General features: G+C 76.0%; 23 protein-coding genes. 7 read left to right on the top strand and 16 right to left on the bottom strand.

The annotated features are described in order from the left end of the window. Positions 1–57: 57 nt before the first annotated feature. Entirely contained in the window at positions 58–423 is a 366-nt protein-coding gene (locus tag ACI79B_RS16570; RefSeq protein ID WP_456927628.1) for a phage holin family protein, read from the bottom strand. Between the two features lie 148 nt (positions 424–571). Between ACI79B_RS16570 and ACI79B_RS16565 the strand changes: the two genes are divergently transcribed. Beyond that, positions 572–1,522 (top strand): chemotaxis protein CheB, encoded by a 951-nt coding sequence (locus ACI79B_RS16565; protein WP_456927629.1) that lies wholly within the window; start codon positions 572–574, stop codon positions 1,520–1,522. Positions 1,523–1,529: 7 nt separating this feature from the next. Here the strand turns inward: ACI79B_RS16565 and ACI79B_RS16560 are convergent, their stop codons facing one another. Together ACI79B_RS16560 and ACI79B_RS16555 are read right to left on the bottom strand one after the other, a co-directional pair. Then, the gene (locus ACI79B_RS16560) at positions 1,530–1,937 is read right to left on the bottom strand and encodes a nuclear transport factor 2 family protein (RefSeq protein ID WP_456927630.1); all 408 of its coding nucleotides are present in this window, start codon (positions 1,935–1,937) and stop codon (positions 1,530–1,532) included. A gap of 52 nt (positions 1,938–1,989) precedes the next feature. Further along, entirely contained in the window at positions 1,990–2,706 is a 717-nt protein-coding gene (locus tag ACI79B_RS16555) for a GAP family protein (protein ID WP_456927631.1), read from the bottom strand. Between the two features lie 72 nt (positions 2,707–2,778). Here ACI79B_RS16555 and ACI79B_RS16550 point away from each other — a divergent pair, with 72 nt between their 5' ends. Both ACI79B_RS16550 and ACI79B_RS16545 read left to right on the top strand, forming a co-directional pair. Beyond that, positions 2,779–3,378, top strand: a complete 600-nt coding sequence (locus ACI79B_RS16550; RefSeq protein ID WP_456927632.1) for a TetR/AcrR family transcriptional regulator — start codon at positions 2,779–2,781, stop codon at positions 3,376–3,378. A gap of 54 nt (positions 3,379–3,432) precedes the next feature. Next, positions 3,433–4,620 carry an AAA family ATPase gene (locus tag ACI79B_RS16545; protein ID WP_456927633.1) on the top strand — a complete coding sequence of 396 codons (1,188 nt, stop codon included), beginning with the start codon at positions 3,433–3,435 and terminating at the stop codon, positions 4,618–4,620. On the opposite strand, the gene ACI79B_RS16540 is transcribed toward ACI79B_RS16545, so the two are convergent. Then, on the bottom strand, positions 4,574–5,431 hold the full coding sequence (locus ACI79B_RS16540; RefSeq protein WP_456927634.1) for an alpha/beta fold hydrolase: 858 nt from the start codon (positions 5,429–5,431) through the stop codon (positions 4,574–4,576). The two genes, ACI79B_RS16545 and ACI79B_RS16540, sit on opposite strands and share 47 nt — an antisense overlap. A 137-nt stretch (positions 5,432–5,568) precedes the next feature. On the opposite strand from ACI79B_RS16540, the gene ACI79B_RS16535 reads away from it, so the two are divergent. Together ACI79B_RS16535 and ACI79B_RS16530 are read left to right on the top strand one after the other, a co-directional pair. Beyond that, the gene (locus ACI79B_RS16535; protein ID WP_456927635.1) at positions 5,569–6,336 is read left to right on the top strand and encodes a ZIP family metal transporter; all 768 of its coding nucleotides are present in this window, start codon (positions 5,569–5,571) and stop codon (positions 6,334–6,336) included. Positions 6,337–6,353: 17 nt separating this feature from the next. Next, positions 6,354–7,277 carry an alpha/beta fold hydrolase gene (locus ACI79B_RS16530; protein WP_456927636.1) on the top strand — a complete coding sequence of 308 codons (924 nt, stop codon included), beginning with the start codon at positions 6,354–6,356 and terminating at the stop codon, positions 7,275–7,277. Here the strand turns inward: ACI79B_RS16530 and ACI79B_RS16525 are convergent, their stop codons facing one another. Next, on the bottom strand, positions 7,278–9,050 hold the full coding sequence (locus ACI79B_RS16525; protein WP_456927637.1) for a SpoIIE family protein phosphatase: 1,773 nt from the start codon (positions 9,048–9,050) through the stop codon (positions 7,278–7,280). A gap of 171 nt (positions 9,051–9,221) precedes the next feature. Between ACI79B_RS16525 and ACI79B_RS16520 the strand changes: the two genes are divergently transcribed. Both ACI79B_RS16520 and ACI79B_RS16515 read left to right on the top strand, forming a co-directional pair. Beyond that, positions 9,222–10,904 carry a SpoIIE family protein phosphatase gene (locus ACI79B_RS16520; protein WP_456927638.1) on the top strand — a complete coding sequence of 561 codons (1,683 nt, stop codon included), beginning with the start codon at positions 9,222–9,224 and terminating at the stop codon, positions 10,902–10,904. 113 nt (positions 10,905–11,017) lie between these two features. Continuing rightward, positions 11,018–11,470: an ATP-binding protein gene (locus ACI79B_RS16515; RefSeq protein ID WP_456927639.1), complete on the top strand. Its 453-nt coding sequence runs from the start codon at positions 11,018–11,020 to the stop codon at positions 11,468–11,470. Between the two features lie 161 nt (positions 11,471–11,631). Here the strand turns inward: ACI79B_RS16515 and ACI79B_RS16510 are convergent, their stop codons facing one another. From ACI79B_RS16510 to ACI79B_RS16460, 11 genes are all read right to left on the bottom strand, one after another. Next, positions 11,632–12,126 carry a hypothetical protein gene (locus ACI79B_RS16510; protein WP_456927640.1) on the bottom strand — a complete coding sequence of 165 codons (495 nt, stop codon included), beginning with the start codon at positions 12,124–12,126 and terminating at the stop codon, positions 11,632–11,634. Then, entirely contained in the window at positions 12,123–12,485 is a 363-nt protein-coding gene (locus ACI79B_RS16505; RefSeq protein WP_456927641.1) for a response regulator, read from the bottom strand. The genes ACI79B_RS16510 and ACI79B_RS16505 overlap by 4 nt, the downstream gene beginning before the upstream one ends. Then, complete coding sequence (locus tag ACI79B_RS16500) at positions 12,482–13,000, bottom strand: chemotaxis protein CheX (protein ID WP_456927642.1); 519 nt, start codon at positions 12,998–13,000, stop codon at positions 12,482–12,484. Before ACI79B_RS16500 ends, ACI79B_RS16505 begins: the two co-directional genes overlap by 4 nt. Next, positions 12,997–13,386, bottom strand: coding sequence for a response regulator (locus tag ACI79B_RS16495; protein WP_456927643.1), 390 nt, complete (start codon positions 13,384–13,386; stop codon positions 12,997–12,999). Before ACI79B_RS16495 ends, ACI79B_RS16500 begins: the two co-directional genes overlap by 4 nt. Then, positions 13,383–14,207, bottom strand: a complete 825-nt coding sequence (locus ACI79B_RS16490; protein WP_456927644.1) for a CheR family methyltransferase — start codon at positions 14,205–14,207, stop codon at positions 13,383–13,385. Before ACI79B_RS16490 ends, ACI79B_RS16495 begins: the two co-directional genes overlap by 4 nt. After that, the gene (locus ACI79B_RS16485) at positions 14,204–15,328 is read right to left on the bottom strand and encodes a protein-glutamate methylesterase/protein-glutamine glutaminase (RefSeq protein ID WP_456927645.1); all 1,125 of its coding nucleotides are present in this window, start codon (positions 15,326–15,328) and stop codon (positions 14,204–14,206) included. The genes ACI79B_RS16490 and ACI79B_RS16485 overlap by 4 nt, the downstream gene beginning before the upstream one ends. A 396-nt stretch (positions 15,329–15,724) precedes the next feature. Then, positions 15,725–16,618 carry a hypothetical protein gene (locus tag ACI79B_RS16480; protein ID WP_456927646.1) on the bottom strand — a complete coding sequence of 298 codons (894 nt, stop codon included), beginning with the start codon at positions 16,616–16,618 and terminating at the stop codon, positions 15,725–15,727. 228 nt (positions 16,619–16,846) lie between these two features. Then, entirely contained in the window at positions 16,847–17,293 is a 447-nt protein-coding gene (locus ACI79B_RS16475; protein ID WP_456927647.1) for a chemotaxis protein CheW, read from the bottom strand. Between the two features lies 1 nt (position 17,294). Then, positions 17,295–19,658, bottom strand: a complete 2,364-nt coding sequence (locus ACI79B_RS16470; RefSeq protein ID WP_456927648.1) for a chemotaxis protein CheA — start codon at positions 19,656–19,658, stop codon at positions 17,295–17,297. Positions 19,659–19,808: 150 nt separating this feature from the next. Then, positions 19,809–21,410 carry a methyl-accepting chemotaxis protein gene (locus tag ACI79B_RS16465; protein ID WP_456927649.1) on the bottom strand — a complete coding sequence of 534 codons (1,602 nt, stop codon included), beginning with the start codon at positions 21,408–21,410 and terminating at the stop codon, positions 19,809–19,811. 402 nt (positions 21,411–21,812) lie between these two features. Then, a complete protein-coding gene (locus ACI79B_RS16460) occupies positions 21,813–23,435 on the bottom strand; it encodes a methyl-accepting chemotaxis protein (protein ID WP_456927650.1) in 1,623 nt (540 codons plus the stop codon). Between the last annotated feature and the right edge of the window lie 27 nt (positions 23,436–23,462).

Here is a 23,462-nt window from a genome sequence, read left to right as displayed (position 1 = left end):
CCCCTCGCAGGGTCCCGCCGCGAGCCTGCGAGCGGTGGGGGGCGAGGGGGTCCTTCGTCAGCGGTCGAGGAGCTGGTCGGCGGCCCAGCCGACGACGGCGAGGACGAGCCCGCCGAGGATCGCGGTGCCGAAGCCGTCGACCGACAGCCGGTCCGACAGCGCGGCGGTGAGGCCGAGCAGCGCGGCGTTCACGACCAGGAGGAACAGGCCGAGGGTGAGCAGGATCGCCGGGAAGGACAGGAACCGCAGGACCGGCCCGGCCACCGCGTTGACGACGGCGAACAGCAGGCCCACCCAGAGGAAGGTGCCGCTGATGCCGAGCGCCCCCTCCTCGTTGCCGTCGATCTGGATGCCCGGCAGCAGCCGCGTGAGGGCGTAGAAGGCCAGGGCCATGACGACGACCTTGAGCGCGAACCTGATCACGCGTCCACGCTAGTGGCCGGACCTGGCAGTCCCCGGGCTCTGCGCCCTTCTACCGGCCTCTGGGGTCCACGCTAGAGACCCGTAGAGCGACCTCGACGTGCGTGCGGGCGCGCCCGCGTGGGCACTGCGGACGGTGAGGTGGTGTGCCGTGGTGGACCGGCTGGTGGTCGTGGGTGCGTCCGCCGGGGGCATGGACCCCCTGCGGCGGCTGCTGAGCGCGCTGCCCGCCGGCCTGCCGGCCGCCGTCGCCGTCGTGCTGCACCTGTCCCCCACCGGCGAGAGCCGGCTGCCGGAGCTGCTGTCCCGGGCCGGCCCGCTGCCCGCGCGGCACCCCGCCGAGGGCGGGGCCCTGGTGCCGGGGCAGGTCGTCGTCGCACCGCCCGACCGGCACCTGGTCGTGCGCGACGGCCGGGTGCACGTCACCCGGGGGCCGCGGGTCAACCGGCAGCGGCCGGCGGTCGACGTGCTGTTCCGCAGCGCCGCCGTCTCCCACGGCGCCGGCGTGGTCGCCGTCGTCCTGTCCGGCGCGCTCGACGACGGCGCCCTCGGCGCGGCCGCGGTCGCGGCGCAGGACGGCCACGTGCTCGTGCAGGACCCCGGCGAGGCGCGCGTGTCCGCGATGCCCCGGGCGGCACTGTCCGTCGTGCGCCGCGCCCGCGCGGCCCCCACCGCCGAGCTCGGGCCGCTGATCGCCGAGCTCGTCCGCGCCCCCCTCCCCCCGGCGCCCGCCGCCGGCGCCCCGTCCGACGAGAGGAGTCCGCAGATGGCCGGCGGACCGACAGCCGTCACCGACCGAGGGGTCCCCGCCGCCCTCGGCTGCCCCGAGTGCCAGGGCGGCATGTTCGAGAGCACCGCCGACGGGTCGGTGAGCTGGGCCTGCCACGTCGGCCACGCGTGGTCGGCGCAGAGCCTGCTCGAGGCGCAGCGCCAGGCCGTCGAGGGCGCGGTCTACAACGCCGCGTCCAAGCTGCTGGAGATCGCGTCGGTGCACCGCCGGCTGGCCGAGCTCGGCACCGACGGGCGGGACGAGCACCTGCGCGCGGCCGAGCGGGCGGAGGCGCGCGCCGCCCAGGTCCGCGGCGAGGCCGGCGACGGCTGACCGGCGGTCAGCGCGCGGGCGTCTGCGTGTAGAGCGCGAGCCGCCAGCGGTCGCCGTCGCGGACGTACAGGCTGCTCATCGCCCCGGTGAACGGCGGCTCCTGCTCGTGCCGCCAGGCCCGGCCGGTGTAGACCAGGGCCGCCGCGTCCGCGCCGGCGCGCACCAGCCGGACGTCGTCGAGCTCGTAGCGCAGCCACGGTGGGGAGGCGGCCAGGGCGGCGACGACGGCGGCGCGGTCCATCACCGTCCCGTCCGCGAGCACCATCAGGCCGTCGTCGGTCATCACCTCGCCGTAGAAGTCCCCGCCGGTCGCGTCGCACAGGGCCTCCCAGCCCCGCCGCTCCAGGGTGAGGAGCTCGGTCTGCACCTCGGTCGCCGTGTGGGTCTCCGTGTGGGTCTCCGTGTGGGTCGCCATGCGCCCGACCCTGGCCCGCGCCGGTGCCGGGCGTCCAGCCCCGGCGACGCCGTCAGGTGAGCGGCAGCGCGTCGGCGACCAGCCAGACGCCGAGCAGGAACAGCACCCAGGCCACCACCTCACCCGAGGTGCGCGACAGCCGGCCCTCCATCCGGGCCAGGGCGGGCGTGAGCCGCTCGTGCAGCGCCGTGCGGAGGGCCAGCAGGACCAGCGCCGGCAGGACCATGAGCAGGCAGTAGCCCGCGAGCAGGGCCACCGTCGCCGCCGGACCCGGTGCCGCCGTCACGAGCAGGGCGATCGCGGCGAGGTAGGGCACCATCGAGGCCGCCTCGATCCCCACCGCGGTGAGAGCGAGGACCACCACCGCGCCGGGCGGGCCGTCGCCACGGGCCCGGTCGCGCCACCGGGCCAGCCGCCCCGGCCCCCGGGCGGCCCGCGTGGCGCGCCGGCGCTCCCTGCCCTCCCGTGTCCACGGCTCCACGGTCAGCCCGAGCAGGACCAGGACGGCCCCCACGACGAGCTCGGCGACACGGCCGGCTGTGCTCTCCAGGGCTGCGCCGAGCGGTTCCAGCACCACCGCGGCGCCGAGGACGAGCGCGATCCCGAGCAGCAGGTACGTGCCCGCCACCGTGCCGAGGAAGAGCAGCACCCTGGCCACCCGCACCCTGCCGGGGGCCAGCAGCAGCCACAGCGGGAGGACGAGCGTGCCGACGCTGGTGCTGTCCACGAGGGCCAGGGCCGCCAGCGGCAGCAGCAAGGTGGCGTCCACGGCCCCTCCGGTGTCTTGGCAGCACACTCGTGCTACCAAGCGAAAGTAGCACAGGTGTGCTAGAACGAGGCCGTGCCCAGGACCGTGGACGCCGACACGCGCCGGAGGCACCTCGCCGAGGCCGTCTGGCGGGTGATCCGGCGTGACGGCGTCCCGGGCGCATCGGTGCGCAACGTCGCCCGGGAGGCCGGCACGTCGATGGGCTCGCTGCGGCACTGGTTCGCCACCCAGGACGAGCTCCTGCACTTCACGATGACCCTCGTGATCGAGCGCGCCCGGGAACGGGCGGAGGCAGTCACGGCCGCCGGCGGGCCCCTGGTGCCGACCCTGCTGCGGGTGCTGGAGGAGACCCTCCCCCTCGACGAGGAGCGGCAGGCCGAGACCGAGGTCTGGCTGGCGCTCACCGCGCGGGCCCTGGTCGACCCCCGCCTGGCGGCACTGCGCGACCGGTCGGCCGCCGACCTGCGCGCCTTCTGCGCCCAGGCCGTGCAGGCGCTGGTCGCGGCCGGGGAGGCGCGCACCGGCCTGGACCCCGACCTGGAGGCCGAGCGGCTGTACGCCGTCCTCGACGGCCTGGCCGTGCACGCCGCCACCCGCCCGTCCGCGCTCCCGCCGGACCGGGCCCGGGAGGTGCTCGCGGCACACCTGCGCTCCCTGGCCGACACGCCCTAGTCGGTTCTACCGATCTCTACGGCGGGGGCTAGAGGGGGTCATACGGTGCTCGACGTGGACCCCGTCCGGAACCCCTACGCCCCCGGCGCCGGGCAGCGCCCGCCGGAGCTCGCCGGCCGCGACGACGAGCTGTCGGCCTTCGACGTCGTCCTGGAGCGGATCGCCCGCGGCCGGCCCGAGCGGTCGCTGGTGCTCACCGGGCTGCGCGGCGTGGGCAAGACGGTGCTGCTCAACCAGCTGCGGTCGGCAGCGATCGGCCGCGGCTGGGGCACCGGCAAGATCGAGGCGCGGCCGGACCAGTCGCTGCGCCGGCCGGTCTCCTCGGCGCTGCACATGGCGCTGCGCGAGCTGCGCCACCCCGACCAGGAGTCGATGGACGCCGTCCTCGGCACGCTCAAGGCCTTCGCCCAGCGGCTGGCCCCGGCCGACGCCAAGCTGCGCGACCGCTGGCAGCCCGGCATCGACGTGCCCGCCACCACCGGCCGGGCCGACTCCGGCGACATGGAGATCGACCTGGTCGAGCTGCTCAGCGACGCCGCCGGGCTGGCCGCCGACGTCGGCAAGGGCGTCGCGCTGTTCATCGACGAGATGCAGGACGTGCAGGCCCCCGACGTCTCGGCCATCTGCGCGGCCTGCCACGAGCTGTCCCAGCAGGGCGCGCCGCTGATCGTCGTCGGCGCCGGGCTCCCCCACCTGCCGGCGGTGCTGTCGGCGTCGAAGAGCTACTCCGAGCGGCTGTTCCGCTACCTGCGCATCGACCGGCTGGACCGGCCCGCCGCCGACCGTGCGCTGCTGGCGCCCGCCGAGCGCGAGGAGGTCACCTTCGAGCCGGCCGCCCTCGACGCCCTCTACGCGGCCGCCGACGGCTACCCGTACTTCGTGCAGGCCTACGGCAAGGTCACCTGGGACGTCGCGGCGGCCTCCCCGATCACCGCCGACGACGTCGCGATGGCCGCGCCGGTCGCCGAGGCCGAGCTCGCGGTGGGGTTCTTCGGCTCCCGCTACGACCGCGCCACCCCGGCCGAGCGCGAGTACATGCACGCGATGGCCGAGCTCGGCGGTCCCGCCGGCGCCCCGGTGGCGACCTCGGAGGTGGCCGCGGCGCTGGGCCGCAAGCCGGCGTCGCTGTCCCCGGCGCGCGACTCGCTGATCAAGAAGGGCCTGGTCTACTCCGCCGAGCGCGGGCAGATCGCGTTCACCGTCCCCCACTTCGGCCGCTACCTCCTGCGCCAGCCGGACTAGCGGCGCGCAGGAGGAAGGCGTCCAGGTCCGCGGCGAGGTCCCGCGGGCACTCCCAGTTCGGGCAGTGGCCGGTGCCCTCGTGGACCAGCAGCCGGGCGTCGGGGAGCGCGGCCAGCAGCCGGTCCTGCTGGCCGCGGTCGAACAGCGCGTCCCGGTCGCCCCACACCAGCAGCGTGGGCGCGGTCACGGCCCCGAGCCGGTCGCGGTCGTCGACGGCGACCATCTCCTCCCAGGCGTCCCGGTAGACCCACCCCGGCACCCGGCGGCCCTCCGCGACCAGCGCGTCGAAGAACGCCGGCTCCACCGGCCGGTGCACCGCGCTCGCGGCGAACTCCCGCACGAAGTCCTCGGGGACGTCGTCGGGCAGGTCGGCGATCGCCGCCCGCACCTCCGCGGCCAGCCGCTCGCCCACCCGGTCGGCCGAGTCGACGAGCACCATCCGGTCGGCCAGCCCGGGGTGCTCCTCGGCCACCCGCCGCACCACGAAGCTGCCGTGGGAGTGGCCCACCAGGTGCGCGCGGCCGATCCCGAGGGCGTCGCACAGGGCCACCAGGTCCTCCGCGAGCCGGTCCATCGTGTAGCCGGCCCGCGGGTGGTCGGACCCGCCGAACCCGCGCTGGCTGTAGGCGACGACGTGCAGCCGCGGGTCCAGGTGCGCGAGGACGCGGCTCCAGGAGAACCAGGAGTCGGGCCAGCCGTGGACGAGGACGACGACCGGCCCGCCGGGGTCCCCCTGCTCGACCGTCTCCAGCCGCAACCCGCCGGGGAGGGTCACGGTGCGCGGGGTGGGGGTCTGCGTCGTCCCGGACACGGGGCCTCCCGGAGTCGTCCCCCCGCACGGCCACGGTAGGGGCGGCGCCCTCCCCGCGGGCCGGTCCGGTGCGGTGGGAGTGGCCCTTTCTGCCGCCCGGGCGGTTGCGCTGCGCAACGGGGGGCAGGGAGCGGCCCGTGCCCGACGTCATCGAAGCCGGTCTGTGGGGTCTGCTGGGCGGCGCCGCCCTCGTGCTCGGGGCGCTGGTCGCCTGGTTCGTGCGCGTGCCGCAGGCGGTGATCGCCTCGGTCATGGCGTTCGGCTCGGGGGTGCTCATCTCCGCCGTCGCCTTCGACCTCATGGAGGAGGCCGCCGACACCGGCGGGCTGGGCCCCACCGCGATCGGGTTCATCGGCGGCGCGGTCGCCTACCTGGCCGCGAACGCGGCGCTGGCCCGGCGCGGCGCCCGGCACCGCAAGCGGTCGGGCGGGGCGGGGACGGAGCAGCAGCCGTCGGAGGGCGAGCAGGGCGGCAGCGGCGCGGCGATCGCCGTCGGCGCGCTGCTCGACGGCGTCCCCGAGTCGGTGGTCCTGGGACTCGGCCTGCTCGGCGGCGGCGCGGTGAGCGCGCCGGTGCTGGCGGCGGTCTTCATCTCCAACGTGCCCGAGGGGCTGTCCAGCGCCGCCGGCATGAAGGCCAGCGGGCGGTCGGCCGGCTACGTCTTCGGGGTCTGGGGCGGCATCGCGCTGGCCAGCGGCCTGGCCGCGCTGGTCGGCTACGCGGCCCTGGGCGGCGCCCCGCCCGAGGCGATCGCCGTCATCACCGCCGTCGCGGCCGGCGCCATCCTCACGATGATCGCCGACACGATGATCCCGGAGGCCTTCGAGCGGACCCGCACGTGGACCGGCCTGATCACCACCGCCGGGTTCCTCGTCGCGTTCGCGATCGAGCGGCTCGGCGCGTGAGCGGGCAGGGTGGGCCCGTGGCAGAGGCACGCGACCCCGTCCAGATCAGCGTCCCCGTCGACGGCGGCGAGCTGTCCGCCCTGCACTGGGCCGCCGACGCCCCCGGCTCCCCCATCGCGGTGCTCGTCCACGGCATCACCGCCAACGCGATGGCCTGGGCCCGCGTGGCGGCCGCGCTGGCCGGCGAGTTCGAGGTCGTCGCCCCCGACCTGCGCGGGCGGGCCGGCTCGGCCGGGCTGCCCGGCCCCTACGGCCTCGAGCGGCACGCGCAGGACGTCGCCACCCTGCTCGACCGGTTCGGCGCCGACGACGACGCCGGGGCCGACGCCACCGTGCTCGTCGGCCACTCGATGGGCGCGTTCGTCGCCGCGCTGGCCGCGGCCGGCCCGGCCCGCGACGAGGTGCACGGCCTGGTCCTGGTCGACGGCGGACCGGCCCTCGCCCAGCCCCCAGGCGCCGACGTCGACGCGATGCTCTCCGCCGTCCTCGGCCCGTCGCTGGACCGGCTGTCGACGTCGTTCCCCGACCTCGCCGCCGTGCGCGCGTTCTGGGCGCGGCACCCCGCCGTCGGCCCGTGGGTGGACGTGCCCTCGGTGGCCGCCTACCTCGCCCGCGACCTCGCTCCCGGCGGGCCGCCGCTGCGCAGCGCCTGCGTGCCCGAGGCGGTCCGCGTCGACGGCGGGGACGTGCTGCTCAACGAGCGCGTGCTGGAGGCCACCACCGCCCTGCCGGTGCCCGCCACGCTGCTGTGGGCCACGCGCGGCCTGCTCGACCAGACGCCCGGCCTCTACGACGAGGTCCGCCTGGCCTCGCTCGGGCTGGAGGCGGCCGGCATCACCGCGCGCGAGGTGCCCGGCACCAACCACTACTCGGTGCTGTGGGCCGAGGAGGGCGTCGCGGCGATCGCGGACGAGGTCCGGGCGGCCGCCGCCCGCGTCTGATCAGGCGGGGTGGCCGAGCAGCGGGGGCAGCACCTCGGGCCCGGCCTCCGCCGGGCGTTCCCCGCCCACCGGGTGCGCCCGGACGGCGAGCACCGCGACGTCGTCCTCGGCACCCTCGCCGAGCATGCTGGCCAGCAGCCCGTCGCACAGGTCGGCCAGCGAGGAGCCGGCCGCGGCCCCGACCAGCCCGCGCAGCTCCTCGCGGCTCTCGTCCAGCGGCACGCCGCGCCGCTCGAACAGCCCGTCGGTGAACAGCAGCAGCGTGCTGCCCGGCGGGATGACGGCGTGCCCGTCGGCGCGCGGGCCGCGCCAGCCGATCCCCAGCGGCGGGCCGACCGGCGCGGACAGGTCGCGGACGGTCCCGTCGGGCAGCAGCAGCATCGGCTCGGGGTGGCCGGCCGTGGCCCAGCGCAGCCGGCGCAGCCCCACGGCCGCCTCGGCCGGGGTCTGCTCGACCCGGCACACCAGCGCGGTGGCCATCGCGGGCACGGCGAGGCCGACCAGGGCGTGGTCGACCCGCCGCAGCACCCCGGCGGGCTCCTCCAGCCGGTCGAAGGCGATCGCGCGGACCAGCGTCTTGACCTGGCCCATGGCCGCGGCGGCGTCGATGTCGTGGCCCATGACGTCGCCGATCACCAGCACGGTGTCGCCGTCGGGCTGCAGGAACGCGTCGTACCAGTCGCCGCCGATGGACACCCCGCGGGTGGCGGGCCGGTAGCGGACGGCGAGCTCGAGGCGGTCGGGCTGCACCGGCGGGGACAGCAGGCTGTGCTGCATCCGCTCGGCCACCTGCTGGGCGGCGCTGGCCAGCCGGGCGTTGTCCAGGGCCAGCGCGGCCCGCCGGGAGGCGATCTCCGCCGTCCGCAGCTCGACGTCGGTGTGCGGACCCCGCTCGGGCCCGTTGACGAGGGTGAAGGCGCCGAACACCTCGCCGCGGGCGAGCAGCGGGAAGGTGGCGACGGCGGACACCCGCAGCGGCGCCAGCGCCTCGCGGCTGGCGTCGTCGGCGACCATGGCGCGGACGTCGTCGTCGGTGACCTGCGGGAGGACCACCGGCCGGCCGCTGGCCAGCGCCGTGGGGACCGGCGCGGTGGGCCGGTTGCTGCGCACCCGCAGGTCGGCGTAGCGGTGCATGGCCGGGACCATCGCCGGGTCGCTGTGCGCGCGGCCGACGTCGCGCCGGGTGCCGTCGGGGTCGACGACGCTGACCAGGCACCAGTCCGCCAGCAGCGGCACCACCAGGTCCGCGAACCGGGCGACGGCCTCGTCGACGTCGGTGGTCGACGTCATCGCCTGGCTGATGTCGCCGAGCAGCGCCAGGTGCCGGGCCGAGACCTCGGCCCGCGCCGCGGACGCGGCGGCCTCCGCGGCGGCGGACTCGCGGGCCGCGACGGCCGCGGCGCGCTCCTCCTCGGTGCGCCGGCGCTGCGTGACGTCGTCGTAGGTGACCACCAGGCCCGCCTCGGTGAGGAACGCGTCGGCGCGGAACCACCGCCCCAACGGGGCGAAGAACGCCTCGGTGGAGCCGGACTCGCCGGTCTCGCGGACGTGCCGGTACAGCTCCTCGAACGGTCCCCCGAGCCCCTCGGGGAACACCTCCCAGATGCCCCGGCCCTGCAGCCCGGCGACGGTGTGCTCGAGCACCGCGGCCCCGGCCGGGTTGACGTAGCGGAACCGCCAGCCGTCGTCGAGCACCAACAGCGGCCGGTCCATGCCCTCCACGGCCTGCACGAGCAGGTCACGGGGCGGCGGGGCGGCGCCGTCCGGGGTCATGGGGCCATGCTGCCGCATCCCGGGCGGCCTGCCCGCCTGCGGTCCCCCGTCGTGGGGAACGGTCCGGCGCGGACCCGTTGGCAGCCGGGGCGGGGCACGGGACGATCGGGGCCGGCCCCTCGCGTCCGGCACCCGCCCGCCGGTGCGGACGGCCGGCGAGGAGGTGCGGGCATGGCCGGTCCGCTGCCGGACCCGCCCGCCGGTCCGGGAGCCGGGTGGCTGTGGGAGGCGGGTCCCCGGCCGACCGTGCCCCTCGGCTGCCGGGTGCCCGACCCCGTGGCGCTCGGCGCCCTGGTGGACCGGTTGCCGGCCGCCGTCCTCGCGCTCGACCCGGCGGGCCGGCTGACGTGGGTCAACGCCGCCGGGGCGCGGCTGCTGGGCGGCACCGCCGCCGGGCTGACCGGCCGGCCGCTGGACGACGGCGTGCCCGGCAGCACCGGCCAGGTCCTCACCCAGGCCTGCGCCGAGGCCGCCGCCACCGGGGAGCAGGTGACCGTCGCCGCCGGGGACGGCTGGTACGAGGTGCGGGCCCTGCCCGGGTCCGAGGGGCTCGCGGTGACGGTCACCGACGTCACCGCCCGGCGCGCGGTGCAGGAGCGGGCCGACCGCGCCGCGGCCCGCGCCACCCTGCTGGTGCGGGTGAGCGGGGAGCTCTCCGGCGCGCTCGACGGCGTCTCGGCGCTGGGCCGGCTGGCGCGGCTGGTGGTGCCGGTGCTGACCGACGGCTGCGTGGTGACCGTCGTCGACCGGGAGGGCCGCGCCCGCGACGTCGGCTCCTGGCACGCCGACCCCGAGCGCCGGGAGCTGCTGGCCCGCTACACCCGGGTGCGGCTGGAGCGCATGCCGCCGTCCTCCCCCGTGGCGCGGGCCCTGCGCGCGGGCACGCCGCTGACCACCTCGATCGCCGACGTCCTGGGGGACATGACGGACGAGGACACGCGCGAGGTGCTGCGCGGCCTGCGCGCGGAGTCGGTGGTGGTCCTCCCCCTGCCCGCCGAGTCGCGGACCGTCGGGGTGCTCACCCTCTACCTCGACGCCGGCCGTGCGCTGGACGAGTCCGACCTCGCCACCGCGCGGGCGGTCGCGGTGCAGGCCGGCCGCGCGGTGGACCGGGTCGGGCGGCAGAGCCGGCAGATCCAGCTGGCCGAGGCGCTGCAGCGCAGTCTGCTCACCGACCCGCCGGCGTTCCCCGGCCTGGAGGTCGCGGTGCGGTACCTGCCGGCGGCCGAGGCGGCCCGGGTGGGCGGGGACTGGTACGACGCCTTCACCTCCCCCACCGGCGACCCGGTCGTGGCGATCGGCGACGTCGTCGGCCACGACACCGCGGCCGCGGCGACCATGGGCCAGCTGCGCGGCCTGCTGCGGGGGATCGCGCACGCCCGCGGCGCCGGCCCCGCCGAGGTGCTGCACGGCCTGGACGCGGCCATGGCGGACATGCACCCGGAGACGCTGGCCACGGCCGCGGTCGCCCGGCTGGAGGACGGCGGACGGCGGCTGCGGTGGGCCAACGCCGGGCACCTGCCCCCGGTGCTGCTCCTGCCCGGTGGCGAGGTCGTCGCGCTCGACCACGGCGACCCGGTCGGCGACCTGGCGCTGGGCGTGGACGCCACGGCCGAGCGGCGCGAGTCGGCGGTCGGCCTGGTCCCGGGGACGACGGTGCTGCTGCACACCGACGGGCTGGTCGAGCGGCGCGGCACCACGCTCGACGCGGGCACCGCCCGGCTGCACCACGTGCTGGCCGGGCTCGCCGGCCGGCCGCAGCCGCAGCTGTGCGACGAGCTGCTCGCCCGCCTGGTGCCGGGCCCGCCCGAGGACGACGTCGCGCTGCTCGCGGTGCGCACCGGGGCGGGCTGAGCCGAGATCCGGCTCACCCCGCCGAGGCAGGTGGGCGCCGGCAGGGTTGGACCGCCGGCCGGCTGGGCACCGAGTCGTCGTCCGAGAACCAGGACCACGACGGAGAAGAGGTCATGGGCCGACTGACCTGGCCGCTGCGCCCGCTGCCCGACGGGCGCGGCGAGCTGTGGCGCCGGGACCTCGGGGGCCTCGCCGAGCTGCCCGCCGCCCGGGCCGGCCTGCGCGACCACCTCAGCCGCGTCGGCTTCCCGCGCGACGACCCGGCGGCCGACCGGATGATCCTGGCCTTCGACGAGCTGGCCTCCAACGCGCTGCGGCACGGCGTCTCGCCGGTCGTCGCGACCGTGGTGGCCGGCTCCGGCGGCTGGCTGCTCGACGTGAGCGACCGCGACCCGGACACCATGCCGGCGCCCGCGGTCGACCGGGACCCCTCGCAGGGCGGGCTGGGCCTCTACCTGGTGGCGCGGCTGTCGGTGGCCCACGGCTGGTACGTCGACGACGGCTGCAAGCACGTGTGGGCCTGCCTGCCGACGACCTTCGAGGAGTGCGCGGCCACCGCGTCCTGAGGACGTGAGTGCGCCCGGGGCGGCGGGGACGGTGGTCCCTGCGCCGCCCCGGGGCAGCTGGTGCGGGGCTCCCGGCCGGGTCCCGGCCGGTCGGAGGACCCCCTGCCCCCCGCCACTCGCACGCTCGCGGCGGGACCCTGCAGGGAGGCCACCCCGTCATCTCACCCGGGGACGACCAGCGACAGCCGGCCCTTGCCGTAGCCGGGGACCTCGACGGCGAGGTCGAGCCGGTTGAAGGCGGCGAGCATGCCGGCGACGTCGCCCGGCAGGTCGTCGCCCGGCGCGTAGAGCTGGTACAGCTTCGAGTGCGGGGCACCGGGGACGTTGAACAGCGCCGAGAGCACGTTGACGACCTCGTGCAGGGCCTCGGTGAGCATCGCGGTGAGCTCGCCGTCCTCCTCGACGACGTCCTGGACGCCGCCGGGCGGCAGCAGGGCCAGCGCGCCGCCGGTCCAGGCCGACAGCGGCAGGTCCATGACGCACAGCGCGTTGACGGCCATCGTCGGGCTGACGTAGACGGCCACCGAGACGGGGTCCTTCTCGGTCGGCGTCACCGGGGCGCCCGGCGTCACCGCGACGGGCTTGCCGACGAGGCCGGTCAGCATGTCCTTGACGGCCTTGGCGTCGGGCAGGACGACCGTCAGCGGGGCGGTCACGCCAGCACCCCGTCGAGGTGCTCGGTGAAGGTGTCCGCGGTGAACGGCTTGGCGATGAGGAACAGCGCACCGGCGTCGGCGGCCTTCTCCCGCATCTCCGCCGACCCCTCCGAGGTGACGAAGCCGAACGGCACGGTCGAGCCCGAGCCGCGCAGCGCCTGCAGGCACTCCAGGCCGGTCATGTTCGGCATGTTCCAGTCCGACAGGACCAGGTCCGGGCTCTCGCTCCGCACCTTGTCGTAGGCGTCGCGGCCGTCCTCGGCCTCGACGATGTCGTGGTCGTCGTAGCCGGCCTGCCGCAGGGTGCGGATGACGATCTGCCGCATGACGCGGCTGTCGTCGGCGACCAGGATCTTCACAGGGGCACCTCGTTCTCTTCCTCGGCGTGCGACTGCACGGAGACGGTCAGGGGCTCGCCGCGCCACAGGACGGCGACGCGGCAGGTGTCGGCCTCGCGGCCGGCAGGCGGGGTGGCGCCGGTCTCGGGCAGGCCGAGCACCGACGGGCCGGGGAGGACGGCCTTGACGTTCCCGCCGACGACGTTGGCGAGCTCGCCCAGCGCGTCGTCGACGTCCTCGTCCTCGAGCACCGCGGGGGCGTGCTCGCGGAGCAGGGCCCGGGTGAGCTCCAGCGCCGTCCCGCGGCCGCAGGTGAGCACGACGGCGCCGGTCCACGGCCCGACGATCTCGACCCAGGCGCTGTGGGTGTCCGCGGGCAGCGGCGCCGGCAGCGGGACCAGCACCTCGTCCTCGCCGACGAGCGCGAGCCACGCCTGCTCGGCGATCTCCTGGACCGTCGCCTCGTCGATCAGCTCGGGGAGCGCCGGCGGGCGGTCGGACGCGCGGCGGCGCAGCCCGGTGTCCGGACGGGTCACAGCGAGACCTCCTGCGGGAGCAGGCCGAGCAGCGCGAGCTTGTCGCGGATGGCGTCGGCGGTGAACGGCTTGATCACGTACTCGTGGGCGCCGGCGGCCAGCGCGCGCACGATCTGGCCGTGCTCGCTCTCGGAGGTGACCATCATCAGCGTCACCGCGCGCCAGGCCGGGTTGGCGCGGACGGCGTTGACGAACTGCAGGCCGTCCATCACCGGCATGTTCCAGTCGATGGTGCAGAGGTCGGGCACCCAGCCCTCGTGGAGGACGTCGAGCGCCTCCTGGCCGTGGCCGGCCTGCCGCGTCTCGTAGCCGAACCCCTCGAGGGTCCCGCTCACGATGCGCCGCATGGCGCGGGAGTCGTCGATCACCAGAGCGCGCACGGTCATGCCCCCTTCAGCGGGCGGTAGGCGGAGCTGCGGCCGAGCACGACCCGGCTCCAGGAGTCGTCGACGCCGAGGGTGGTCTCGGCGGCACCGAGGAACAGCCAGCCGTCGGGGCGCATGAGCTCCCGCACCCGGCGGAGGATCGCCTGCTTGGTGGGCAGGTCGAAGTAGATGAGCACGTTGCGCAGGTAGACGACGTCGAACGGGCCCATCCGCGGCAGCGGGGCGGCCAGGTTGCACTCGCGGGCGGTGACCATGCGGCGCAGGGCCGGGGCGACCTCCCACTCGCTGCCGGCCCGCTGGAAGTGGCGGACCAGCATCGGCGCGGGCAGGCCGCGGTTGACCTCGAGCTGGCTGAACCGGCCGGCGCGGGTGCGCTCGACCATCTCGCGGGAGATGTCGGTGGCGGTGATCGAGACCCGGGTCGAGGCGTTGGGCAGCGCGTCCTCGAGCAGCATCGCGACCGTGTAGGGCTCCTGGCCGCTGGAGCAGGCGGCCGACCAGACCTGCAGCCGCTCGGCGGGGCCGCGGGCGGACAGTAGCGAGGGCAGCACGGTCGAGGTGAGGGCGGTGAACGGGTCGCCGTCACGGAACCACGAGGTCTCGTTGGTGGTGAGCGCCTCGACGATCGAGCGGGTGTCGTCCGGGCGCGGGCGGCTGCGGACGGAGTCGACGAAGGCGTCGACGTCGGTCAGGCCCATCTTGCGGGCCAGGGGCAGCAGGCGGGCCTCGACGAGGTACTCCTTGCCCGGCGCGAGGACGATCGCGCTCTCCCGGTGCACCAGTTGGCGCACCCAGTCGAAGCGGGTGGCGGTGAGGGTCATCGGAGTGCTCCCGTCGCGTGGATCAGGGGGGCGGGCTGCGGCGGGGTGCCGGGGACGGCGCGGCCGAGGTGGCGGGTGATCGCCTCGGCGACGCGGTCGAGCGGGAGGACCTCGTCGGCGAGGCCGGCGGAGGCGACGGCGCCGGGCATCCCCCACACGACCGAGGTGGCCTGGTCCTGGACGACCACGGTGCCGCCGGCGTCGCGGACGGCGCTCGCGCCGCTGCGGCCGTCGGAGCCCATGCCGGTCAGCACCACGGCGAGGACGGCGCCGTCGTAGGCGGCCACCGCGGTCCGGAACAGCGGGTCGACGGCGGGGCGGCAGAAGTTCTCCGGCGGGCCCTGGGACAGCACCGTGGTCGCGCCGCGGCCGGTGCCGCGCACGGTGAGGTGGTGGTCGCCGGGGGCCAGGTGGACGGTGCCGGGCAGCAGCGGCGAGCCGTCGGCGGCCTCGACGACGCGCAGTGCGGAGAGGCGGTCCAGCCGCTGGGCGAACTGGCGGGTGAACACCGGGGGCATGTGCTGCACGATCAGGACCGGCACCGGCAGGGTGGCCGGCAGCGCGGGCAGGACCTTGGCCAGCGCCTCGGGGCCGCCGGTGGAGGAGCCGACGACCAGCACCGCGGGCGCCTTGTGCGGCGTGCTGCGCGGCGCGGGCGGGCGGGGGGCGACCGGGGCCGCCGCCACGGGGCGGGCCGCGCCGAGGCCGACCGGGCGCCCGGTGAGGGCCTTGATCTTCGGGATGAGCTGCTCGCGGACGCTCTCCATCGACTGCGCGACGCTGCCGACGTTGGCCGGCTTGGTCACGTAGTCGTTGGCGCCGGCGGACAGGGCGTCCAGGGTGGCCGAGGCGCCGCGCTCGGTGAGCGTGCTGAACATGACGATCGGCACGCGGTTGCGGCGGGCGCGGATGGCGCGGACCGCCTCGATGCCGTTCATCTCCGGCATCTCGATGTCCATCGTGACCAGGTCGGGCTTGAGGGCGTCGAGCTTGGTCAGCGCGAGCTTGCCGTTGACCGCCGTGCCGACGACCTCGATGGCGGGGTCGGAGGACAGCACGTCGGTCACGATCTTGCGGACGACGACCGAGTCGTCGACCACCAGCACGCGGATCGGGTCCACACGTCCTCCTGCTCCGGCGGCGACGGCCGGCGGGGGCCGTCGTCGGGGTCTCGGCAGCGCGGCGGGGGGCCTCGAGGTCAGCTCCGGTGCTGTTCCGGAACGTCCTCGGGCGTCCCACCCGCATCGCCTGTCCCAGGAGTTGTCGGCCACCCCACCCGCCGGGTTGACGCGGGCCGCGCAACCGTTACGGGGGAGGCGGTGACCGGGAGGCCCGCGGGGACATGTCGACCGGCCCGCGCGCAGGCACGACGGGCGCCCCCCGCGCTGACCTGCGCGGATCAGGAGTGGCGCGGGTCGGTCATCGGCTCGTTGCCGCTCGTCGCGGCGTGTCGTGCCGTGGCGGCGGCAAGAACCCGACGATCACCTGCGTCTGGACGGCGACCGGCCGCCGGCGGGTCAGCGGCCGGTGGCGCGGTGCCAGGGCGCGAGCAGCACGCCCAGGGCGCTGGAGTCGAGCAGGTCCCCCATCGTCAGCGCCTGGACGACGCCGGCGAGGGCGTTCCACGAGCCGGTGGCGCCGTCGTGGGCGTCGAGGCCGCCGTCGGCGAACGCGCGGACGGCGAGCAGCTGGGCGGTGGCGAGCGTCCGGGTGCGGCCGGAGACGTGCGCGGCCCACGCGGCCTCGTGCATGGCGGCCGCCCAGGGGCGCTGGGTGGCGCGGCCCTCGTCGACGGCGGCCCGCCAGCGCTCGCGGCCGCGGGCGTCCAGGCCGGCGAACGTGGCCAGCAGCGAGCTCAGCTCGGGCGTGGCCGGGCCGAGGTCGGCGTCCGCGCCGCGGGTGGCGGCGTCCGGGACGACGGCGGCGAACGGGGCCACGAGCTCGCGGCGGACCAGCCGGGGCAGCACGGCGGCGGCCCACTCCCCCACCGCGGCGTCGGCGAGGACCTCGGCGGCCTGCTCGCGGACGTCGTCGTCGGCCTGGGCGAACGCACCGTGCTCGGGGCCGAGGACGTCCTCGCGCAGCAGCCGCTCCAGGGCGGCGGCGTTGCCGATGGTGCCGCGCTCGAGCTGGGCGACCAGGACGGCGGCGCGGTCCTCCCCCGGTTCCGGCGACACGGAGCGCAGCTGGGGCACCGCGGCGGCGAGCTCGCGGGCGCGGCGGGCGCGGACGGCCAGGACGGTGCGCTGGTCGCGGTCGGCGCCGCGGGAGCGGGCGCCGTCGGCGAGCGCCGTGAGCTCGGCGGGGCCGGCGGTGAGCCCGGTGAGCAGCACGTCGGCGACCGCGCGGCCGGCGGGCAGCCGCACCAGGTCGAACCCGAGCGTCGCAGCACTGACCAGCGAGTACGGCACGTCTCCCCCTCCGACGGCACCGCCGTGGAGCAGGCGGTCAGCCCATGCTCGCGGTGATCACCCCGCAACGCCACGCGGCCGTCACCCGATCGCCGGAGGGGCGAGGGGTGACGGCCGCGTGTCGGGCTCCGTTGGGTGACACGGAGGTGACGCAAGGTCACCGGAGGCGGCTCCCCTGCAGGGTCCCGCCGCGAGCTCGCGGGCGGTGGGGGGCAGCGGGGTCCTTCGTCAGGCGCCGACGGCCTTCTGCACGTCCAGGGCGAGCAGCAGCTGCCCGTCGAGCTTGTAGGCGCCGCGGATGAGCTCGCGGGCCTGCCCGTCGAGGGTGTCCGGCGGGGCCTCGAAGTCGGCCGCGTCGACGTCGACGACGTCGGCGATCGAGTCGACCAGCAGGCTCACCGCCTCGCCGTGCAGCCGCACGACGATGACGACGGCGTCGGTGCCGGCCGGCCGCGGCGGGCGGCCCAGCCGCTCGCGCAGCTCGATGGCGGTGACCACCTGGCCGCGCAGGTTGATCAGCCCGGCGACGGCCGGCGGCGCCAGCGGCACCCGGGTGAGCTTCTGGCTGCGCAGCACCTCCTGCACGTGCTCGACCTCGACGCCGTACAGGTCGCCGTCGAGCCGGAAGGTGGCCAGCTGCCCGCTGGTGGCGCGGGTGGCGGTCTCGGTGGTCACGTCAGACCTCCAGCAGAGCGGACGCGGGGGAGTGGGTGTCGGTGGCGTAGAACGCCGGGTCGGCCGCGAGGATCGCGGCGCGGACGTCGAGGAGCTCGGTCACCTTGTCCCCGAGGACGGCGGAGCCGAGCAGGCCCAGGTCGTCGATGTCGCTGCGGACGGCGGCCCCGCCGTCGACGATGTCGAGGATCTCCTCGACGACGATCGCGACGCTGCGGCCGTGGTCGCTGTAGACGATGACCTCGAGCACCTCGCGCTCGCTCGTGCCGTAGGCGCCGAGGTGCCGGTCGAGCCGGACGATCGGCAGGATCGCGCCGCGGTACTGCACGACCTCCCGGTTGCCGACCCGCTCGACGGCCTCGGCGCGCACCTGCTCGAGGCGGGTGACGGTGTCCAGCGGGATCGCCACGCGGCGGCCCTCGCCGATCGCGGCCAGCAGCATCCGCTGGCGCTCGGTCTCGCCGCCGGTGGTGCCGGCGGCGGCCGCCTCGCGGGCCTCCTGCCGCTCGCTGCTCTCGGTGCGCAGCGCGCGGCGGGCCAGGGCCTGGACGTCGAGGATGAGCGCCACCGCGCCGTCGCCCAGGACGGTCGCGCCGGAGTAGAGGCCGATCGCCTTGAGCTGGCCGCCGACGGCCTTGACGACGATCTCCTCGGTGTTGATGACCCGGTCGACGACGAGGCCGAAGCGCCGGCCCTCGGACCGCAGCACGGCGATGACCACGTGGCCGTCGTGCCGGTCGGAGGCGAGGCCCAGGACGTCGGTGAGCCGGACGAGGGGGAGCAGCTCGCCGCGCAGCCGGTAGACCGGCGCTCCGCCGACCTCCTCGACGGCGTTGGCGGCCTTCTCGGCGTCGAGACTGACCAGCTCCTGCAGGCTGATCTGCGGGATGGCGTAGCGGTCGCCGGCGCACTCGACGGTGAGCGCGGGGACGATCGCCAGGGTCAGCGGGATGCGCAGCCGGCAGACGGTGCCGCGGCCGGGCTCGGACTCGACCTCGATCGTGCCGCCGATGGACTCGATGTTGGTCTTGACGACGTCCATGCCGACGCCGCGGCCGGAGACGTTGGTGACCGCGGCCGCCGTCGAGAAGCCGGGCAGGAAGATCATCTGCAGGACGTCCTGCGGACCCATGCGGGAGAGCTGGTCGGCGGTGACCAGGCCGCGCTCGACGGCCTTGGCGCCGACCCTGGCCGGGTCGATGCCGGCGCCGTCGTCGGCGACCTCGACGACGACCTGCCCGCTCTCGTGCTTCGCGCGCAGGGTGAGCACGCCCTCGGCGGGCTTGCCGGCGGCGCGGCGGCGGTCGGGGGCCTCGATGCCGTGGTCGACGGAGTTGCGGACCAGGTGGGTCAGCGGGTCCTTGACCGCCTCGAGCAGCGTCTTGTCCAGCTCGGTGTCCCGGCCCTCCATCTCCAGGCGGACGCTCTTGCCGCACTGGATGCCGAGGTCGCGGACGACGCGCGGCAGCTTGGACCAGATGTGGTCGATCGGCTGCATGCGCGTCTTCATGACGCCCTCCTGCAGCTCGCTGGCGATGAGGTTGAGCCGCTGCGAGGCGCGCACCAGGTCGGTGTCGGTGGAGCGGCCCACGTACTGGACGATCTGGTTGCGGGTCAGCACCAGCTCGCCGACCAGCAGCATCAGCGAGTCGAGCAGGTCGACGTCGACGCGGATGGTCGAGTCGGCGACGGCGCGGCGCTGCTGGGCGCCCTGGCCCTCGGGGCGGGCGGCGCCGGCGGGCAGGCCGCCGTCGGCGTGGTCGTCGTGGTGCTCGTCGTGCACCTCGTCGTGCACCTCGTCGTGGACGGGGGCGGGCTCGGGCTGCGGCCCGGGCTCGGACACCGTCTCGGCGGCGGCCTCGACCACGGCCTCGGCGGCCGCGACGACCTCGGCGGCGACCGCGGGGGCGGCCTCGGCGGGGGCGGCCTCGGTGACGACGGCGGCGGGCGCGGGCGCGGCGGCGGGGGCCGGGGCGGGGGAGTCCTCCATGGCCGCGCTGATCTCGGCGACGACGGCGGAGACGTCCACGCCGCCCTCGCCGCCGGTGGCCTCGATGGAGGCGAGCAGCGAGCGGACGGTGTCGACCATCCGCAGCAGCACGCTGGTGCGCTCGGGGGTCAGCGCGAGGACGCCGTCCCGCAGCCGGGAGAGCATGTTCTCCCCGACGTGGGTGACCTCCTCGAGCCGGCCGAAGGCGAGGAAGCCGCTGGTCCCCTTGATCGTGTGGATGGTGCGGAAGATGCTCGAGAGCCGCTCGCGGGAGTCGGGCTCCTGCTCGAGGGCGACCAGGTCCGTGTCGAGCTGGTCGAGGTTCTCGTGGCTCTCGACGAGGAACTCCTCGACGATGTCGTCCAGACCGTCCACCGTTGCCTTCTCTCTCGCGTGCGGGGGACGGATCCGTCCCCGAATGGTCTTCGGCGGCCCGCCGGCGGACTCAAGGTGAGCGCCGGGCGGCCGCGGGGTGCTCGGGTGCCTCCCGTGGCCGGCCGGGAGCGGCCGGCCACGGGAGTGCGGTCAGTACGTGAAGCGGGCGACGCTGGTGCGCAGGTCGGCGGCCATCCGGGACAGCTCGTCGACGGCGGTGCGCGTCTGGGTCAGCGCCTGGGTGGTGGAGTCCGCCGCCGTCGAGACCCCGGTGATGTTGTCCGCGATCTGCCCGGAGCCCTGCGCGGCCTCCTGCACCGACCGGCTCATCTCGTTGGTCGTGGCGGTCTGCTCCTCGACGGCGGAGGCGATGGTGGTCTGCCGGTCGCTGATCTGGGCGACGATCTGGCTGATCTCGCCGATGGCGGCCACCGCGGCCGTGGTGTCGCCCTGGATCGCCTGCACCCGGCGGGCGATGTCCTCGGTGGCCTTCGCGGTCTCCTGCGCGAGCTCCTTGACCTCGTTGGCGACCACGGCGAAGCCCTTGCCGGCCTCGCCCGCCCGGGCGGCCTCGATGGTGGCGTTGAGCGCCAGCAGGTTGGTCTGCTCGGCGATGCTGGTGATGACCTTGACGACGTTGCCGATCTCGGCCGACGAGTCGCCCAGCTTGGCCACGGTCGCCGTCGTCGTCTCCGCCGCCGTGACCGCGCGGGCGGCCACCGCCGACGCCTCCGCGGCGTTGGTCGCGATCTCGCGGATCGAGGCGCCCATCTGCTCGGCACCGGCGGCGACGGTCTGCACGTTCCGGCTGACCTCCTCCGCGGCACCGGCGACCACGCCGGACTGCGCGGAGGTCTCCTCGGCCGAGGCCGAGATCTGCGCCGAGGACGCCGACAGCTCCTCGCTGGAGGCGGCGACGGCGTCGGCCGAGGCGGCCACGGCGGACAGCACCGAGCGCAGGTTCTCCTGGGCCTCACCCAGGGCGGCGGCCATGCGGCCGAGCTCGTCGCGCCCGCGGACCTCGGGGGTGACGGTGAGGTCGCCGGCCGCCAGGGCCTCGACCGAGCGCTGCACCGAGCGGACGGTGCCCACGAGCCGCCGGACGACGAGGACGGTCAGCCCGCCGGCGACCAGCGTGCCCAGCACCAGGGAGACCCACAGGGTGGTGGTGGCCGAGGAGACGATGTCCACGGCGTCGTCGGTGTCGGCCTGGCCGGCGCCGACCCGCCGCTCCTGCATGGCGTTGTACTGGTCCATGAGGACGTCGGAGCGGTCCTGCAGCGGGCCGGTGATGACGGCGGCCGCGACGGCCAGGTTCCCGGCGTCGGCCGCGGGCAGCAGCTGGGTGTCGGCGATCGTGTAGTAGTCCTCGACGGTGCCGCGGAACTCCTCGAAGGCCTCCTTGTTGACCGTCACCTCGGCGTAGGCGTCGAGCTGGCCGTCGATGGTGTCCCGGCGCTCGGTGAGGTCGGCACGCAGGGCGGCGCGCTGCTGGGCGTCCGCGATCGGGTACGTGTTGTACCGCGACCGGTCGCCCTGCCAGGAGCGCTGGATGTTGGCCAGGTCGGACAGCCGGACGACGTTGTCGTTGATCCGGGCGGCCGCGTCCTGGACCGCCGACAGCCGGTTGACGGCGAGGACGGTCATCGCGACGGCGACCAGCGCGAGGACGGCGACGGCGGCGCCGATCTTGACACCGACCGGGCGGTCGGCGAACCAGCCGCCGGTGCGGCCGGCGCGTTGCGTGCTCATGGGGAGTGCTCCTGGGTCCTGGGTGTGGCCGGTGGGTGGTGAAGCGGGCGCTCTCGGGGTAGGAGAGTGACGGATCCGAAAAGGAACTCGCGTCGTCCGGAAATGGCGTGTCGGTAACGATCCGAACACGGCCGTAATCGGGTGCGCGAGGCGACGCTGCGACCATTCCCGGCGCCAAGTCGACAAGCGGCAGGGCCGCGACGACCAGCGCGGTTGCCCGAGTCGACAAGAGCATCAGCGCAGGTGGAGAGGCATGCGAGCAACAGACGTGGCCATTTCTGCCGCTCAGGGCGGGGCGAGTCGCCGGCACCCGTCGCCATTGTCGCGAGAATGGCGCCGGACGGGACCGTGATCACCGGCCGCCGGGGCGGATGACCATTCCCGGCGGTCGGTGATCCCGGGTCAGTGCGTGAAGCGGCCGACGCTCGTCCTGAGCTCGGCGGCCATCCGGGACAGCTCGTCGACGGCGGTGCGCGTCTGGGTCAGCGCCTGCGTGGTGGAGTCCGCCGCGGCCGAGACGCCGGAGATGTTGTCCGCGATCTGCCCGGAGCCCTGCGCGGCCTCGGCGACCGACCGGGACATCTCGCCCGTGGTCGCCGTCTGCTCCTCGACCGCGCTGGCGATCGTCGTCTGCCGGTCGCTGATCTGGGCGACGATCTGGCTGATCTCGCCGATGGCGGCCACCGCGGCCGTGGTGTCGCCCTGGATGGCCTGCACCCGGCGGGCGATGTCCTCGGTCGCCTTCGCCGTCTCCTGCGCGAGCTCCTTGACCTCGTTGGCCACGACGGCGAAGCCCTTGCCGGCCTCCCCGGCCCGGGCGGCCTCGATGGTGGCGTTGAGCGCCAGCAGGTTGGTCTGCTCCGCGATGCTGGTGATCACCTTGACGACGTTGCCGATCTCCGCGGAGGAGTCCCCCAGCTTGGCGACGGTGGCGGTGGTGGTCTCGGCGGCGGTCACGGCGCGCGCGGCGACGGCGCTGGCCTCGGCGGCGTTGGTCGCGATCTCCCGGATCGACGCGCCCATCTGCTCCGCGCCCGCGGCCACGGTCTGCACGTTCCGGCTGACCTCCTCCGCGGCACCGGCGACCACGCCGGACTGCGCCGACGTCTCCTCGGCCGAGGCCGAGATCTGCGCCGAGGACGCCGACAGCTCCTCGCTGGAGGCGGCGACGGCGTCCGCCGAGGCCGCCACGGCGGACAGCACCGCGCGCAGCTCGTCCTGGGCGGCGTCGAGCGCGCGGGCCACGTCACCGACCTCGTCGCCCCGGTCGATGCCGGTGCGCGCGGTGAGGTCACCCGCGGCCAGGCGGGCCGCCACCACCTGCACCCGGCGCAGCGGGCGGACGACGGACCGCCCGACCAGCACCGCGCACAGCCCGGCGAGCACGAGCGCGGCCAGCCCCACGACGCTCAACAGCACGGTCGCGCGGGTCTGCGCGGAGTCCTGCTCGGCGCGCAGCTGCGCGGCCCGCTCCGTCGCCGAGGCCTGCATCCGGTCGGCCAGGTCGAGCACCGCGCCGTAGCCCTCGCCGGCCTCGCCGCCGTTGATGCTCTCCAGCGCGGTGCGGTAGCCCTCGGGAGTGCCGGAGGACAGCCAGGTGACGACCTGGTCGTCCCACCGGAAGTAGTCGTCCCAGGCCGGCCGCAGCCCGGCGAAGGCGGCGGCCTCCTCCTCGTTCATGGCGGAGGTGTCGACGTCGTCCAGCCAGGCGTGGACGCCGTCCTTCGCCTCCAGGAGGCCGGAGCGGTTGTAGGCGTCGGGCGCGAGGGCGACCGCGGGGCCGAAGGTGACCGCGTCGGCGACCACCAGGCCCTGCCACCCGGTGACGTCGGCGATCTGGAAGCGGGCGGTCTCGGCCTCGGCCAGGACGGCGTCGGCGCGACTGAGCTCCCCGGCGAGGTCGCGCTGCTCGGCGACGGCCGACAGGCCGGCGCCGGCGCTGACGGCGACCAGGACGGCGACCACGCCGAAGGCGAGGGCGAGCCGGCGGCCGATCCGCAGGGAGGAGAGCCAGGACAGGTGCACGGTGGGTGCCTTTCCGGAGGTTCCGTG

It is taken from the genome of Geodermatophilus sp. SYSU D00879 (genome assembly GCF_054050375.1).
The sequence above is the reverse complement of the archived record's forward strand: the minus strand, read 5'-3'. Positions and strand labels throughout refer to the sequence as shown.